This is a genomic window from Thalassospira sp. (assembly GCF_048059015.1).
GTDB lineage: Bacteria > Pseudomonadota > Alphaproteobacteria > Rhodospirillales > Thalassospiraceae > Thalassospira.
In genome coordinates this window covers 1-16,794 of the sequence record NZ_JBLLNT010000005.1, presented here as the reverse complement: position 1 = coordinate 16,794, position 16,794 = coordinate 1, and the positions used below count along the sequence as shown (strand labels likewise).

Here is a 16,794-nt window from a genome sequence, read left to right as displayed (position 1 = left end):
TTGGTTTCGTAAATTAACGACAAGCGCGCAGGAGACAGCAAATGCTGCCGCAGGAAATTATTCGCCGCAAACGTGAAGGCGAAGTTCTGACAGACGCCGAGATCGCCTTTTTCGTCAAAGGCATCACCGATGACAGCATCAGCGAGGGGCAGGTGGCTGCCCTTGCGATGGCCGTGTTCTTTAACGGCATGACGATGGATGAGCGTGCTGCCTTGACGCGTAATATGCGCGATAGTGGAACGGTTCTGGATTGGAAGGCGCTTGGTCTTGATGGTCCAGTTGTCGACAAGCATTCCACCGGTGGTGTGGGCGATAAAGTCAGCCTGATGCTGGGCCCGATTGTTGGTGCATGCGGTGCCTTTGTTCCGATGATTTCCGGTCGTGGTCTTGGCCATACTGGCGGAACGCTGGATAAATTTGATTCCATTCCGGGATATCGCACGACCCCGACGCTTGAAGAATTCGCCAAGGTCACCCGCGAAGTCGGATGTGCCATCATTGGTCAGACGTCTGATCTGGCACCGGCAGACAAGCGTTTCTATGGTATTCGTGACGTTACCGCGACGGTCGAAAGCATTCCGCTGATCACGGCATCTATCCTGTCGAAGAAACTGGCCGCAGGTCTTGATTCGCTGGTGATGGATGTGAAATTCGGTTCGGGCGCCTTCATGAATGAATATGAACGCGCACGTGAACTGGCCCAAAGCATCACCGAAGTTGCGACCCGCAATGGTGTGCCGACTGTGGCCCTTCTGACCGATATGGAGCAGGTTCTGGGCGATACGGTTGGCAATGCATTAGAAATGCGTGAATCGATCGAGTTCCTGACGGGTAACCATCAGGAACAGCGCGTCTATGACGTTACCATGGCGCTGGCAGCAGAAATGCTTGCAGTCAGTGGTGTTGCAACCGACGTTTCCGATGGTTTTCGTATGGCAACCGATGCGCTTAACAGCGGGAAGGCCGCCGAAGTGTTCGGCAAGATGGTCACGAGCCTGGGCGGCCCGGCAGACTTCATCGAAAGGAATCAAAACTACCTTGAAGCAGCGCCGATGGTGAATGCGGTAACCGCAGCTAAAACCGGTCGTGTTCTGTCGATGGATGCGCGCAAGGTTGGCTTGGCACTTGTCGCGCTTAAAGGTGGTCGTACACGCGCGGATCAGAAGATCGATTTCGCCGTCGGTTTCACCGATTTCATCAAGGTTGGTCAGCCGGTTTCGGCAGAAACACCGCTTTGCATTGCCCATACGCGCGATGATGCCCAGCTTGAAGATGCAACCAAGCTTCTGCGTGAGGCGATTGTGATTGGCGATGGCGATGTCCACCCCACGGGCTCCGAGCCAGCCGTGCGCGAGCGGATTGTGGCTGCCAAAGGCTAACACACTAGTTCAAACATTGGAAAAGGCCGGGATGTAAGTTCCGGCCTTTTCTTTTGGCCGTGATCATTGCAGCGGCCTGTTCGACTATCTGGGGCAGGAGCAAATTACGTTTGTCATAGATTGTTACAGGACTTGCAAAATACGCGAATAGACCGCATTTTGATCGGTAACGAAAATTCGCCCACCAAGACGAAAATCAAAAACATCAGGAGAGACAGGCATGGGGAAACTGGATCGGCGCCGCCGTGAGATTTTGGAACTTGTGGCGTCCAACAGCTTTATGACCATTGATTCCCTTGCTGATCATTTCTCTGTCACCCCGCAAACCATCCGGCGCGATATCAACGAGATGGCCGAAGAGGGGCTGATTGCGCGCTATCACGGTGGTGCTGCAAGTGTTTCGACCACGGAAAACACGGCATATACCGACCGCCAGGTCCTTAACCTTGGCAGCAAACGTGAAATTGCCAAGCTGGTCGCGGAACATATCCCGGAAGGCGCATCGCTTTTCATCAATATTGGCACGACCAACGAAGAAGTCGCCCATGCACTTTCAGGTCACAAGAGCCTGAAAATCATCACCAATAACCTGCATGTGGCTGAAATTTGCGCTGCCAATCAGGGCTTTGAAGTTATTATAGCGGGCGGTGTCGTACGCCAGCGTGACTTTGGCGTCATTGGTGAAGCGACGATTGATTTCATCAACCAGTTCAAGGTCGATTACGCCATCATCGGTATTTCAGGTGTTGATGAAGATGGCAGCCTGATGGACTTTGATTATCGTGAAGTCCGGGTTGCACGGGCGATCATTTCCAACGCGCGACAGACGTTCTTGTGTACCGATGCATCAAAGTTTGGCCGTCGTGCGATGGTGCGCCTTGGGCATCTTTCAGAGATTGACGCCCTGTTTACCGATCGTCATCCGGGCCCGGTTTGGTCGGATGTTATCCGCGAAGCCGACGTGTCGGTTTATACCGCGAACTAGCAGGCGGTTTTCAGTTGCATACCAATCAGGATAATTTTCAGCAGGCTCAAGCGTAGACGTTGTCGTCGCGCTTGCCTGTGCGCATGGTGATCGGGCCGTGAGATGAGCCATTGAGCATCTGCGTCAGGTGATCATTATGCGCATCATCAATGTCGCTGGTCTTGCCAGACCAATAGACTTTGCCTTCATGCATCATCATCAGGTTCTGATAGCGGGTTCTGGCGATCTGCATGTCATTGGTTATCGAAATCACCGTAGTGCCGCGTTGTTCGGCGATTTTGGCGATCATCAGCTCGATATGATTGGACAGAACCGGGTCAAGACCCGCTGTCGGGTTATCAAGCAGCAGAATTGCCGGATCGGTAGAAATGGCGCGCGCAATGCCAACACGTTTTTGCATCCCGCCCGACAGGTCATTTGGTGCCAAATCAGCACTTTCCGGTGCAAGGCCGACAAGACCGAGTAAATGTAGCGCGTGGTCTTTGGCGTCTTTGCGGTTAAGTGTTCCTAGCTCGATCTGGCGAAAGCAGATGTTCTCCCAAACCTTTAGGCTGTCAAACAGAGCGTTTTGCTGAAACAGCATACCGATGCGCGACGCCCATTCAGGACGGGTTGGTGCACCTATACGGCTGACATCATCGCCATCAAGGTAAATGGAGCCGCTATCTGCGCCATAGATCCCGACCAGGCACTTCATCAGCACACTTTTACCGGCCGCTGACGGGCCGATAATCGCCATGGTTTCACCCTTGGCAAGGTGAAGATCAACTGCTTCAAGCGCGTGTTTGCTGCCAAAGCGTTTGAAAAGCTTTTCAACAGCAATAAAATCGGGTTGTGCAGTTGGGACTGATGCAGGCTGGGTCATGAATGTTCCGGTCAGAATGCGAATTGGTCCCGAGTTTCGGAAATTGCCGGGCAGGGGGCAAGTGCCAAATTTACAAAAATGAAAACGGCCCCGAAAGCGGGGCCGTTTTGCAAAGTCTCGGAAATCGAAAACCGATTAGTGCGACAGGATCTGGCTGAGGAACAGCTTGGTACGGTCGCTTTTCGGATTGTCGAAGAATTCCTGCGGACCTGCCATCTCGATGATCTGGCCGGCATCCATAAAGATGACGCGGTCTGCAACCTCTTTTGCGAAGCCCATTTCGTGGGTCACGCAAAGCATGGTCATGCCTTCTTTTGCAAGTTCGACCATCACGTCGAGAACTTCCTTGACCATTTCCGGGTCAAGGGCCGAGGTCGGCTCATCGAACAGCATGATTTTCGGCTGCATGCAGAGCGAACGGGCAATTGCTACACGCTGCTGCTGACCACCGGAAAGCTGACCCGGGAACTTGTGGGCCTGCTCTGCAATGCGGACACGCTCAAGATAGTGCATGGCCAGATCATTGGCTTCTTTCTTGGGCATCTTGCGAACCCAGATCGGAGCCAGCGTCAGGTTCTCAAGCACAGTCATGTGCGGGAACAGGTTGAAGTGCTGGAACACCATGCAGACTTCACGGCGGACGGCTTCGATGTTTTTCACATCGTCGCCAAGGAAAATTCCGTCCACGGTGACTTCACCGCTCTGATAGGTCTCAAGGCGGTTCAGCGTACGGATCAGCGTGGATTTACCCGACCCTGACGGGCCACAGATAACGATACGCTCACCCTTGCGTACGGAAAGATCGATGTCCTTGAGAACATGGAAATTGCCGTACCATTTGTTCATCTTGTTTACGACGATGACGTCTTCCTCGGAGGGAGGAGGCACAGCGCCGGTAGTGGTTTCAGTTGCTACAGTCATTGTTTTTTCCTCACTCCTTACCTGCGTTCGCCTTTGCGAAGCTCTTTTTCAAGATAGGCAGAATATTTCGCCATCGAGAAACAGATCAGGAAGAAAATTGCCGCGGCGAAGGCATAGCCTTCGACGTAATACTTGGTCCAGGCCGGGTCACTGCGCAGTGCCAGTTTCACCGTGCCAAGGAAGTCAAACAGGCCGATAATCACGACCAGCGTGGTGTCCTTGAACATCGAGATGAAGCTGTTCACGGTAGGTGGAATAACCAGACGCAGTGCCTGCGGCAGAATGATCAGGCGCATGGACTGCCAGTAAGACAGTGCAAGGCTGTCGCCTGCTTCAAACTGACCACGCGGAACAGCCTGCAGACCACCACGGAACACCTCAGCAAGGTAGGCCGCGGTGAACAGAATGATACCGATCTGTGCACGAAGCAGTTTGTCGATGGTTACCCCATCAGGCAGGAACAGCGGGAACATGACCGATGCCATGAACAGAACCGTAATCAGCGGAACACCACGAATAACTTCGATGTAAACCACAGAAACGGTTTTGATGGCTGGCATGTGCGACTGACGACCAAGGGCCAGCAGCAGACCGAACGGGAAGGCGAAGATCACACCAATCGATGACAGGATCAGCGTCAGCGGCAGGCCACCCCAATAGCTGTTCTGAACATAGGTGAGACCAAACATACCGCCCCACATCAGGATGGCAATGATCGGAACCCCAATTACCCACATCGGGATGATTGCTTTACGCAGGCTTGGGTATTTCACCGCACCAAGGCTACCACAGATGATGCCCATCAGAAGGACCATGGCCAGCAGCGGACGCCACTGTTCATCAAACGGGTAGGTACCAAACAGGATCAGCCGGAGGTTGGCATTCACAAAGCCCCAGCACGCACCACTGACGGCCTTACAGTCATCAAAGGTTGGTGCCAATGTGGCATTTGTAATACCCCATTCGACCATCGGCGGAATCAGCCAGAGCAGGAAGGCAATCGAACCCAGAGTGAGAAGGGTGTTAAACCACCCGTCAAACAGGTTCTTCTTTGACCAGCTCACAGCACGTTCGACTGCGGTGCCGGCTGGAAGAGGAGGTAATTTTGCGTTATCTGACATGTTACCTCTCCACCAGTGCCATTTTCTTGTTGAACCAGTTCATAAAGAGCGAGGTCAACAAGGACAAACCAAGATAGATCGACATGAAGATCGAGATGGCCTCGATTGCCTGACCTGTCTGGTTCATGGTCGTGTTGGAAACCGAAACCAAGTCCGGATAGCCGACCGCAACGGCAAGCGAGCTGTTTTTGGTCAGGTTAAGATACTGGTTGGTCAGTGGCGGGATTGCGACGCGCATTGACTGCGGCAGAATCACCTTGCGAAGGGCGACGGACCGCTTGATGCCAAGGCTGTCAGCAGCTTCCCACTGGCCGTTCGGAACTGCCTGGATACCGGAACGAACAACCTCGGCAACATAGGTCGAGGTGTAAACAGTCAGGCCGATCAGAACTGCCAGGAACTCGGGCGAAATGTTATAGCCGCCGCGAATGTTAAAGCCCTTCAGTTCCGGCATGCTCAGCTCGGTCGGTGCGCCACCTGCCAGATAGGCAAGGAACACAAGGCCGACAAAAATGCCAAGACCAGCAAAGAACATCGGGAAGGGTTGTCCGGTCGCATCCTGACGCTTTTTGGCCCATCTTTTAACAAAGAAGATGATCACAAGCGCGATAACGGCGGCAATGCCCATCAGGGTATAGGCGGTATCGGCGACCGGAACCGGCATATACATGCCACGCGACGTAAATAGCACACCCGGGAGCGGCTCAAGCGCGTCACGCGGGTGGGGGAATGCACTTGGGATCAGCGCGTACCAGAAGAACAGCTGAAGCAGAACCGGGATGTTACGGAAGATTTCGACGTAAACGGTTGCGAGTTTACGAACGATCCAGTTCGACGACAGACGGGCGACGCCAAAGATGGTTCCGATAATCGTACAAAGAATGATGCCAAGCACCGAAACTTTGACGGTATTGAGAAGACCGACAATCAGTGCCGTCGCGTAATCGCTTTGGGCACTGTATTCGATCATGGTCTCACTGATCTCGAAGGATGCTTCAAGATCGAGGAACCCGTAGCCGGTTGAGATGTTCTGTTGTTCAAGGTTGTACAAGGTGTTGGACACCAGGTACCAGCCAGCCAGAATGATAAGGCCGATTGCGATTACCTGGTAGAGCACCGCACGGACATTCTCGTCATTCAGATAGTCGACGAGGCCCTTGGAACGAACATCCCCCGGGGCATTTTGAGGCTTACTCATATGACCCTCAGGTGTAGATTGTATCCAAAATCAGTAGCCACCTAACGAAAAGCTCCGCCCATGCGTTCAGGCAGTGGGGCGGAGCTTCGTAGGTTCTAGTGAACGGTTGCTAACGAATTAGCGAACCGGCCATGCGTACTGCAGGCCACCATCGGTCCACAGAGCGTTCAGACCACGCTCGAGGCCCAGCTTTGCAGTTACGTTGGTTGCATAGCTTTCGCCGTAGTTACCAACGTTTTTGATGATGCGGTAAGCCCACTCTTCGTCGAGACCAAGAGCTTCACCCATGCCCGGCGAAACGCCCAGAAGACGCTGGATACCCGGGTTGGTGCTGTTTGCTTTCATGTCGTCAACATTACCCATGGTGACGCCAAACTCTTCAGCTTCGACCATCGCGGTCAGTGCCCAACGAGCAATGTCCGACCACTGTTCGTCACCCTGGGCGACAACCGGGCCGAGCGGCTCTTTGGAAATGATTTCCGGAAGAATGATGTAGTCATCCGGGTTTTCAGCCATGGTGGTACGGATCGAAGCAAGACCCGAAGCATCCGTGGTGTAAACGTCGCAACGGCCCGAGAAGAAGGCAGCGGTTGCTTCGTTGATGTTTTCGATAACGACCGGCTCGAAGGACATGCCTTTAGCGCGGAAGTAATCAGCGAGGTTCAGCTCGGTCGTGGTGCCCGGCTCTACGCAGACGGTTGCGCCGTCAAGCTCGGTCGCGCTGTTCACGCCAAGAGCTTTCGGGATCAGGAAGCCCTGACCGTCATAATAGTTGATGCCGACGAAGGTCAGGCCGAGTTTCGCATCACGGGTGGTGGTTGCAGTGGTGTTACGTGACAGGATGTCGATTTCACCAGACTGCAGCGCCGTGAAACGCTGTGCTGCGGTCAGCGGGGTGTACTGAACGCTGTTTGCATCACCGAGAACTGCAGCAGCAATTGCACGGCATACATCAACGTCGATACCTTCCCATTTACCTTCAGCATTGGCAGCAGAGAAACCCGGAAGACCGGTGTTCACGCCACACTGAACGAAACCTTTTGCCTTGATGCCGTCGAGCACGGCACCAGCCTGTGCGTTCTGTGCGGCAACGGCTGCAACGGTCATTGCGCCAGCGGCAAGGATCGTTTTGATTTTCATTAGATGAGCTCCCTTATTAGCAAAGCATTGTTTTTAGCTTTTGTGCCACCCAGGATACGCCTTGCAGCATATCCTTCTGTCCGAAATCAGCGGACCGCCAAATTAAGAAATTTTAGGCCGCCTTGTGTCAAGTATGAAAAATTTTCGACTGTGAGCCAGGGCATGCAAATGGCCGCAAATTGAGCTTTTTTCGGGGTTTAACTGCTGATTGCACAGAGATCTAATAATTTATGCAACTTCAAGATTAGTGCAGTATTTCAGTTATTTAACCCGTGAATTAGGGGGGCTGACATGCAGTCCTTCAAAATGCACGAACTTTTTTTCGCCCAATTGAGGTGTGTGCGTAAAAAAAATGCATTGGAAAACCGTGTTTAAAAAATGCGCACTGTTGCGATGCGGAATCGGATGGCTTTTGGATTCCTGTGCGCGCCGATCGACCCATTTGAAGATCGTGCAAAAACAAACCCCCGCCGGTTGGGGCGGGGGTTTTGCTGATCAGGTTTTAAGTTCGCTTAGATTTGAGAACAGTTCCAGTGCCGTCGGGTTTGCTAGGGCTTCCTGATTTTTAACTGGTCTGCCATGAACCACGTCGCGGACCGCAAGCTCTGTAATTTTGCCCGATTTTGTGCGTGGAATATCGGCAACAGCGATCACTTTTGCCGGAACATGACGTGGTGTGCAGTTGGTGCGGATCTGCTTCTTGATCGTGTCAATCAAGGCGGTATCCAACTCATAATTTTCGCGCAGCACAACAAACAGGATGACGCGAACGTCATTATCCCAGTCCTGTCCGATGACAATCGATTCCTGAATTTCAGGCAGCTTTTCAACCTGGCGATAGATCTCTGCTGTGCCGATGCGAACACCACCCGGGTTCAGGGTGGCATCTGATCGGCCATAGATCACCATGCCGCCTTCGTCATCAAGCTCTACATAATCACCATGGCACCAGATGTTATCAAACCGGTCGAAATAAGCGCTGTGATAGCGTGACCCATCCGGATCGTTCCAGAAGCCAACCGGCATGGACGGGAAGGGCTTGGTGCAAACCAGTTCGCCTTTTTCATTGCGAACAGATTTGCCCTCGTCGTCAAACACGTCAACGGCAACGCCCAAAGCACGGGTTTGAATGACGCCGCGTTTTACCGAAAGGACTGGCGAGGCAAGGACAAAGCAGCCGAGGATATCAGTACCGCCCGAAATGGACGCCAGATGGATGTCTTCCTTGATGTCGCGATAAACGTAATCGAAGCTTTCTGGCGCAAGTGGTGAGCCGGTCGAGGTCATGGCGCGAACAGTAGACAGGCGATGCGTCGCACGCGGCTTTAGTTCTGCCTTGGCAAGCGCATCGATATATTTTGCAGATGTGCCAAACAACGTCATGCCTTCCGTATCGGCATAGTCAAACAAGATGTTGCCGCTCGGATAGAAGGGGGAGCCATCATAAAGAAGCAGGGTAGCGCCAGCAGCAAGGCCTGCCATCAGCCAGTTCCACATCATCCAGCCACAGGTGGTGAAATAGAACACCCGATCACCCGGCGCGACATCGCAGTGAAGGACATGTTCGGAAACCTGCTTTAACAACGTGCCGCCGGTGCCATGCACAATGCATTTCGGCTTGCCCGTGGTTCCGGACGAGAACATCACATAAAGCGGGTGATTGAATTCGACCTGCTCAAAGACGATTTTTTCAGCTTCGAACGGTGCGATGAAATCGTCATAGGCAATGGAATTGCGAATGCCGATGGTGTCAGTACCATCAAAGGCATATTTGACGATGACAACTTTCTTGAGGCTGTCGATGCGATCGACGACATCGCGAACTTTCTCGCGGATATCGTGTTGCTTACCATTATAGTGGTAACCATCGACCGTGATCATCACTGTCGGTTCAATCTGGCCAAAACGATCAACAACGCCCTGAACCCCGAAATCAGGGGAGGCGGAGGACCAAGTGGCGCCGATGGCCGCCGTTGCCAGCATCGCGATCACGGTTTCGGACATGTTGGGCATATAGCCACAAACACGATCACCTTTTTTCACACCCTCTGCGCGAAGGGCCTGCGAGAACTTGGATACTGCGATGTTAAGTTCTGCCCAAGACAGGCGTGATTTGACCTTGTCTTCGCCCCAGAACACCAGCGCGTCAGTGTTATCATCACGTACCAACAGGTTTTCCGCAAAGTTCAGGCGTGCATCTGGAAAGAACTGAGCGCCCGGCATCTTGTTGCCATCAATCAGGACGCGGTCGCCCCAGCTTTCAGCTTTCAGTTCGGTATAATCAATGATGGCAGGCCAGAATTTCTCAATGTCTGATACCGACCAGTCATAAAGAGCGGTAAAGCTCTGGAGGTCCAGGCCGTACTTTTCGTTCACCCAAAGCCGAAAGCGGGTGACGTTTGCATTTTCAACACGTTCTTTCGTCGGTTGCCAAAGCAAGTCGCTCATGATGGGTCCTCTGTTTCCTGCCAGTTTGAGGTAAAGATAACAGTGCGTCGTTCAACTGCGCGCTAAATTGGTATCTCTTTACCGCTTTTCTACGGGGAAAAATCTTGGGCGGCAAGCAAAGTAACGCGGATGTCTTTAATTGGTAATACCAATTTGGTTAGAAAATTGAATGTGTTGCATCCAGGTATGTGGCTTAAATAATTGATAAAGTGTGACTATGTTCTGCAACTAGTGGTGCTAAAATAGTTTTACGATCATTGGTGAATGTGCCGTTTCTTGATAATAAAATGCCAAAAATGGGCAAGATATTGTTCAAAGATGATTCGATTGTCGCGTGCGTTTGAAGTCAGGAGCGCGAAAACGCTTGCGGATGTTGGCGGTCATACTAGTTTGACGGGTCATCGGATTAAGACAGTGGAGGCGACCTTGGCCGGGATTGATGAAAGTCGGGAATTCGTTGCAATCAATATTGCGGTGCTAACCGTAAGCGACACCCGCGAAGCCCATAATGATACATCCGGCGATGTTCTGGCCGGGCGGATCGATGCCAAGGGCCATAAACTGTACGAGCGTAAAATCCTGCCTGATGATCAAGTGGTTCTGCGCAAGCAATTGGCGGCTTGGTGCTCTAATCCTGACGTCGACGTTATCATCACCACGGGTGGTACAGGTGTTACCGGGCGCGATGTGACTGTCGAAGCGCATCGTGCACTGTATGAAAAGGAAATCCCTGGCTTTGGCGAGTTGTTCCGTTGGATTTCCTTCCAGAAGATCGGGACCTCAACCGTTCAATCACGCGCAACTGCGGGTGTGTGCATGGGGACTTATATGTTCGCGCTGCCGGGATCGACGGGGGCATGCAAGGATGCATGGGACGATATTTTGACCTATCAGCTCGATATTCGGCATCGGCCCTGCAATTTTGTCGAGCTGATGCCGCGTCTGCTGGAAGTCTGACTTCGTTTCCTGATTTGCCACCATAAGGACCACCAATGGATTTCATCACGGATCCGTTCTTCTACGTTGTTGCCATTCCAGCCGTTCTGATAGCCGGCGTTTCCAAAAGCGGTTTTGGCGGCGGCTTGGGGGTAGTGGCGGTCCCGCTTATGGCGTTGGCGGTGTCTCCACAGGTCGCGGCTGCTGTGATGTTGCCGATCCTGTGTTTGATGGATATTGCAAATGTCTGGGCCTATCGGACGCGTTGGGACCGACGCAACATGATGATCCTTGTGCCTGCCGCGCTGGCGGGGATTTTGGTGGGTGTGCTGACATTCAGTTATTTAAGTGTCGCTGCGGTCAAGCTGATCATCGCCCTTATTGCGATCATCTTCACCCTTGATCACTGGCTGCGTGGCAAGAAGGCGGGGGATACGCCAAAACCCGCAGCCGTGGGTAAGGGAACTGTTCTTGGCGGTCTTGCGGGGTTTACAAGCTTTGTCGCCCATGCTGGTGGACCACCGGTTTCGGTTTTCCTGCTGCCGCAGCGCATGGATAAATCGATCTTTGTCGGTACGACCGTGATGTTCTTCATTGTGGTCAACTATGTGAAGCTGATTCCGTATTGGTTCCTTGGCCAATTTAGCGCAGCAAACCTTGGTACCGCAGCCGTGTTGATCCCGGTGGCCATTTTTGGCACATGGCTTGGTCTTTGGGCTCATGACAAGGTCAATGTGACCTGGTTCTATCGGGTCTGTTATACACTTCTATTTGTTACCGGTGTGAAGCTGCTTTGGGATGCTGTTGCGCTGTTTGCCGCTGGCCAATCTACTGCGCTCTAACCTTTTCCGATTTTAGCATTTTATGCCAGCAGGGGCTGGATACTCCAGTTAATGGAGGCATTTATCGTCAAAATCACGATCACGAATTGCAGAATATTCGGTTTTTTGCGTTTGCAGTGCGGAGAAAACGTGCTCAAAAGCGTGGTCGCAAACATCAAATTTATGCGTTTGTCTTAGCTGTTCCAATACTGTCGTACTAGGCGATAATGCGTAGGTTATTTGTGCCTGCATGGAATAAATCTTGTAAGGTTTTGGAACTTTGATCTAAGTACCTGAAATTAAGGGTTTATAATATAACGCCGTATTTGGTGTATTTCATAAAAATCTGATGATCTAATGCTGGTGGGGGCTCAGGATTTGGTTGAACCATAAAAAAAGGGGATGGCCAATATGCCTGAGAGAATTCTGAACGCTGCTACGAACATGTCGGAACTAACGACAGCCAAAGTTAACGAAATTCAGAATGTCACCAAAACCGCCAAAATGCTTGCAATGAACGCCTTGATCGAGGCGTCCCGTGCCGGGGAAGCCGGAAGAGGTTTCGCGGTCGTTGCAAATGAAGTCACCAATATCTCCCAGAAAATCACATCAATCGCCAACGAGTTGCAGGAACTGTTTGTTGATGAAGCAGCCGAGCTTCGTAAAACAGCACAGATTGTTCGTGGCTCGCGCCTTTCTGATCTTGCGCTTTATGTGATCGAACTGATCGACCGTAACCTCTATGAACGCAGCTGCGATGTCCGTTGGTGGGCAACCGATAGCGCGGTTGTACAAGGGTGTGACGCGAACGCGGATGATGCGACGCGCAAATTTGCCTGCAAGCGCCTCGGCGTGATCCTTGATTCCTATACCGTCTATCTGGACCTTTGGGTTGCAGATAAGAACGGGCGCGTCATTGCCAATGGTCGCCCGGATCGTTACGGCGCAATCGGCACTGACGTCAGTGGAAAGGAATGGTTCCGTCAGGCGATGGCGACCCGAAACGGCGGTGAATATGCTGTCGCGGATATTGAGAACAACGAAGCACTGGGTGGCAAATCGGTTGCGACCTATGCCACGGCTGTGCGGGCTGGGGGTGAAGAAGATGGCGAGATCGTGGGGGCGATGGGCATCTTCTTTGACTGGGAAGAACAGGCGGAATTGGTGGTCAATTCCATTAACCTGCCTCCAGAAGAGCGCGAACGTACGACCATTATGATCGTCGATCGTGATTGCAAGATCATTGCTTCGTCGGACAGAATGATGCGCTTGGGCGAGTATATGGCACTTCGTCACAACAAGGAGAAAAAGGGGGCTTATCTTCTTGAGGATGAAACCATTGTCGCACATGCATTGACGCCGGGTTATGAAACCTATGCCGGTCTCGGTTGGCGTGGCGTAATTGTTCAGAAACCGGCATCCAGCATTGCTGCCATTCGAACCCAGGCGAATAATGTTCGTCGTTCCGAAGACCTGTTCCAGCGACAGCGTATTGCTGTGTAAGTCTTGTGATATCCATCGGTACTTTGAAGTCAACGGGCACCCAGGTGGTGCCCGTTCTTCGTTTGTGAACCACTGATCAGTGGTTCGTGCTTGCCCGATCCATGTAAACCAGATAGCGATAGAATCACTTTGTTGATAAAATGTCATTGTAAATGGCGTTTGTATGGTGAGGGGCGCTAGATGGAACTGATACTGGCAAAGATTGCTGTCTCCATCGGAACGGTTTTGGGATTGTCTGCCTTGGCCGAGCGCGCAGGTCCACGCGTTGCGGGTGTTTTGTCAGGTTACCCGCTTGGTACCGCCATCCTGCTTTACTTCATCGCGATCGAGCAGGGCATTCCGTTTGCCAGTGAAAGTGCCGTCTATGCCTTGCCAGGCCTGATTGCGACCTTGGCATTTCTGTTCGTCTATTATCTGGTGTCCAAGCGTCTGGTCACCATGCCGATCATCCCGCAGGTATTTTTAAGTTCGGTTAGCGCATTTGTGATCTATCTGGCGGTATCCTGGTTGTTCCAGCTCGCGTCCATGAGCTTGACACAGGCTGCTATCATATTGCTGATCGCGATGTTTGGTGCGCTTGTCCTGTTTCGTAAAATTGAGAATGTCCGCATTCTAAACCGGGTGCGGTTGACCAAGCGCGTTGTTCTCTTGCGTGCGGCGTTGGCGGCACTGATCGTCCTCATTATTAGTGGTATGGCAGCATGGATTGGGCCACGTTGGGCAGGTTTGCTGTCAGGTTTTCCGGTGTCGCTGTATCCCACAATGCTGATCTTGCATTTCACCTATGGTGCGGAGCCTGTTCATACGCTGATCCGGAACTTCCCGCGCGGCATGGGCGCGCTTTGGGTGTATATTCTTGCAGTGACCCTTGGATATCCGGTTCTTGGCATCGGATTGGGCACACTTGTGGCCTTTGGCGTCGCAACTGCATACTTGGTCAGTTATTCCACTTTCGTCTGGATGCGGCAAAAGTCCGTGCAAGCAGGCGGCTGATCCCATAACATCCGTATTTAATGGAACAATAATGGGCGACTAAGCCGTCCATTCGCAGGGAGTTACATCTGCATGCAGCAGGTTCAATCATTGGTCAGGGCTCTGAGCATCCTGAACGCACTCGCGGAAAGCGATGACGGGATGACGCTGACCGAAATTGCGCAACAGGTAAAGTTGCCACCATCCACAGCGCACCGTTTGCTGACCACGATGCAGCACGAACGCTATGTAGCGTTTGATGGGGAACGGACTTTGTGGTTCGTCGGCGTACAGGCCTTTAGCGTAGGCAATGCCTTTACCAAAAATCGCAATCTTAGTCAGATCGCACGCCCCTATATGCGGGCATTGATGGAAGACAGTGGTGAAACCGTCAATCTGGCGGTTGCCGACGGCGGAGAGGTTATTTTCCTGTCGCAGGTCGAATGCCGCAAAATGATGCGTGCACTGGTCACACCGGGCCGTCGTGCGCTTATGCATTGTTCTGGCGTTGGAAAGGCCTTGTTGGCGTTTCTGCCTGAAGAAGAGCTGAAATCTGTCGTTGCCCAGCATGGTTTGCCAAAGATCACCGAACGGACTTTGGTGTCCCAGGCAGCACTTGAAAAGGATCTGGAGCGATCCCGTCAGCGTGGTTACGCCCTTGATGATGAAGAGCATGCTGTCGGTCTTCGTTGTGTTGCTGGTGTCGTTCGTGATGAGACCGGAACGCCAATTGCTGCATTATCGCTTTCGGGGCCAGCTGCGCGTATTCCCAATGATCATATCGAACAGCTTGGCCTTAAAATCCGTCGCGTATGCGCGGATCTAAGTCGGGAATATGGTGGGAAGCCAGTTTAACCGCTTTGTGCAACGTGCCGACTAGGACGTTGGCGAACAATTGTTTTTAGCAAAGCGGAAGGTGTTCCTTCCGCTTTTTTTGCGGCATACATTGCATCATCTGCCGCCGCGATCAGTTCATCGACGGTTTCGCCGTGATCGGGATAAAGTGCCACCCCGATAGATGCCGAAATGCTATAGGGCGGTCGATCAGCGCCGATATCCACGCCGGTATCGGTCAGCGCCCTTTGAAGTTTTTTGGCAACCGTTTCGGCGTCTTCCGGCGTTTCAGTGCCGGGCAGGATGACAGTGAATTCATCACCGCCAATTCGGGCAACTGTATCCACAGTCCGCAATGAAGCACTTAGCCGATTGGCAATTTCACCTAGAACCTTGTCACCGGTGGAATGGCCACAACTGTCGTTGAGTTCCTTGAACTCGTCGATATCGATGAACATCAGGGCAAAGCATTCCCGACGGCGTTTGGACAGCTTCATGGCATAGGTCAGGCGATCCATGAAAAGATAGCGGTTGGGAAGTGATGTCAGCGCGTCATGATTGGCCTGAAAACGAATTTGTTCTTCCGAGAATTTTCGATCCGAGATGTCAGTAAAGCTGGTCAGGCGCAAAATGTTTCCCTGAATGATTACATTGCGGCCATTGATCTCACACGGGAATTCACGCCCGTCCTTGCATTTCGCGACGGCTTCATAGGGCTTGTCATAGCCCGATCGGATATTGGCCATCACAAGGGGCAGGGTGTCCTTTGAAATGATATCGGTCGCACTTAGTGTGAGTAGTTCTTCACGCTTGTAGCCAAACATCCGCTCTGCCGCGTTGTTGGTATCAATGCATTTGCCCCCGTCATGCAGAAACAGGGCCTCGTTGGTCAGTTTTTCAAGAACACGCAGGCGTTCTTCACTTTCCTGACGCAGATTGCGTTCTTCAACCAGCTCTGTGATGTCCCAGACGATGCAATCGATCTGGCAATCGGCCGTGAAAGGTGCCACGGCGCACATTTGAATACGGATCCAGCGCTGATCGCCAACACTTGTGGTGACCGGAAGTTCCACGGTTTGCACATCGCCCTTGGCCCGAATGGCCTGAAGGCGGAGTGCCAACAAGGACTTATGATCAAATATATGTTCGCGAAGATTGTCTGATAGGGACGCACCAATCCAGTTTAGTCCCTGGTCGGAGGCAAACTCGATCTTTCCGTACTGATCAATGCGGAAAACAAGTCCGGGAAGGCGTGAGAAGAACCGTTCACGCGATTTGTTTTGCCGTCGCATTATAAAATGCCCGGCAGCAAGTGCCAGTGCGGTAAGAACGAAAAACAGAATGGAGGTGGATGCTGTTTCAGTGACCGGTTCGGAAAGGGCGAAAGCCACATTGATGCCGCCACACAACCACAGTCCCAGCAGGCACCAGCAGACCTGCAAGGCGACAATTTCCCGGTTCTTTAGTAACGGACCCAGCATAGCTCTTTGTATACTCTTTTCCCGCCGCTTGGGGTGTAGAATATACCCATGGTGGAATAAGACAAGTGTGCTATGCGCCCCCCAATTGTTGAAAAGAAAAAGGCCACTGGCGAGATCAGTGGCCTTCTTTGTTACATGCCCGGGCAGGAAACCCCGGTTCCACCCAGCCCACAATATCCATCTGGATTTT

14 protein-coding genes are annotated in these 16,794 nt (G+C 52.3%); 7 read left to right on the top strand and 7 right to left on the bottom strand.

The window, feature by feature from the left end:
- The first annotated feature begins 41 nt into the window (after positions 1-41).
- Positions 42-1,379, top strand: a complete 1,338-nt coding sequence (gene deoA / locus ACMZ66_RS08220; RefSeq protein WP_416936245.1) for a thymidine phosphorylase — start codon at positions 42-44, stop codon at positions 1,377-1,379.
- Positions 1,380-1,599: 220 nt separating this feature from the next.
- Complete coding sequence (locus tag ACMZ66_RS08215) at positions 1,600-2,364, top strand: DeoR/GlpR family DNA-binding transcription regulator (protein ID WP_416936243.1); 765 nt, start codon at positions 1,600-1,602, stop codon at positions 2,362-2,364.
- Positions 2,365-2,410: 46 nt separating this feature from the next.
- Here the strand turns inward: ACMZ66_RS08215 and ACMZ66_RS08210 are convergent, their stop codons facing one another.
- From ACMZ66_RS08210 to ACMZ66_RS08185, 6 genes are all read right to left on the bottom strand, one after another.
- Positions 2,411-3,229, bottom strand: coding sequence for an ABC transporter ATP-binding protein (locus ACMZ66_RS08210; RefSeq protein WP_416936241.1), 819 nt, complete (start codon positions 3,227-3,229; stop codon positions 2,411-2,413).
- A 135-nt stretch (positions 3,230-3,364) separates the two neighbouring features.
- On the bottom strand, positions 3,365-4,075 hold the full coding sequence (locus ACMZ66_RS08205) for an amino acid ABC transporter ATP-binding protein (RefSeq protein WP_416936668.1): 711 nt from the start codon (positions 4,073-4,075) through the stop codon (positions 3,365-3,367).
- Between the two features lie 92 nt (positions 4,076-4,167).
- On the bottom strand, positions 4,168-5,271 hold the full coding sequence (locus ACMZ66_RS08200; protein WP_416936239.1) for an amino acid ABC transporter permease: 1,104 nt from the start codon (positions 5,269-5,271) through the stop codon (positions 4,168-4,170).
- 1 nt (position 5,272) lies between these two features.
- Positions 5,273-6,469: an amino acid ABC transporter permease gene (locus ACMZ66_RS08195; protein ID WP_416936237.1), complete on the bottom strand. Its 1,197-nt coding sequence runs from the start codon at positions 6,467-6,469 to the stop codon at positions 5,273-5,275.
- Between the two features lie 117 nt (positions 6,470-6,586).
- Complete coding sequence (locus ACMZ66_RS08190) at positions 6,587-7,609, bottom strand: amino acid ABC transporter substrate-binding protein (protein WP_416936235.1); 1,023 nt, start codon at positions 7,607-7,609, stop codon at positions 6,587-6,589.
- 495 nt (positions 7,610-8,104) lie between these two features.
- On the bottom strand, positions 8,105-10,057 hold the full coding sequence (locus tag ACMZ66_RS08185) for an acetoacetate--CoA ligase (protein ID WP_416936233.1): 1,953 nt from the start codon (positions 10,055-10,057) through the stop codon (positions 8,105-8,107).
- Positions 10,058-10,471: 414 nt separating this feature from the next.
- On the opposite strand from ACMZ66_RS08185, the gene moaB reads away from it, so the two are divergent.
- The 5 genes from moaB to ACMZ66_RS08160 all read left to right on the top strand — a co-directional run bounded on the left by moaB (position 10,472) and on the right by ACMZ66_RS08160 (position 15,144).
- Complete coding sequence (gene moaB / locus ACMZ66_RS08180) at positions 10,472-11,014, top strand: molybdenum cofactor biosynthesis protein B (protein ID WP_416936231.1); 543 nt, start codon at positions 10,472-10,474, stop codon at positions 11,012-11,014.
- Between the two features lie 35 nt (positions 11,015-11,049).
- On the top strand, positions 11,050-11,835 hold the full coding sequence (locus ACMZ66_RS08175) for a sulfite exporter TauE/SafE family protein (RefSeq protein WP_416936229.1): 786 nt from the start codon (positions 11,050-11,052) through the stop codon (positions 11,833-11,835).
- Between the two features lie 390 nt (positions 11,836-12,225).
- Positions 12,226-13,317: a methyl-accepting chemotaxis protein gene (locus tag ACMZ66_RS08170; RefSeq protein WP_416936227.1), complete on the top strand. Its 1,092-nt coding sequence runs from the start codon at positions 12,226-12,228 to the stop codon at positions 13,315-13,317.
- 180 nt (positions 13,318-13,497) lie between these two features.
- Entirely contained in the window at positions 13,498-14,310 is an 813-nt protein-coding gene (locus ACMZ66_RS08165) for a hypothetical protein (RefSeq protein ID WP_416936225.1), read from the top strand.
- Between the two features lie 72 nt (positions 14,311-14,382).
- The gene (locus ACMZ66_RS08160; RefSeq protein ID WP_416936223.1) at positions 14,383-15,144 is read left to right on the top strand and encodes an IclR family transcriptional regulator; all 762 of its coding nucleotides are present in this window, start codon (positions 14,383-14,385) and stop codon (positions 15,142-15,144) included.
- Here the strand turns inward: ACMZ66_RS08160 and ACMZ66_RS08155 are convergent.
- Positions 15,141-16,604 carry a diguanylate cyclase domain-containing protein gene (locus ACMZ66_RS08155; protein ID WP_416936221.1) on the bottom strand — a complete coding sequence of 488 codons (1,464 nt, stop codon included), beginning with the start codon at positions 16,602-16,604 and terminating at the stop codon, positions 15,141-15,143. The genes ACMZ66_RS08160 and ACMZ66_RS08155 overlap by 4 nt on opposite strands.
- Between the last annotated feature and the right edge of the window lie 190 nt (positions 16,605-16,794).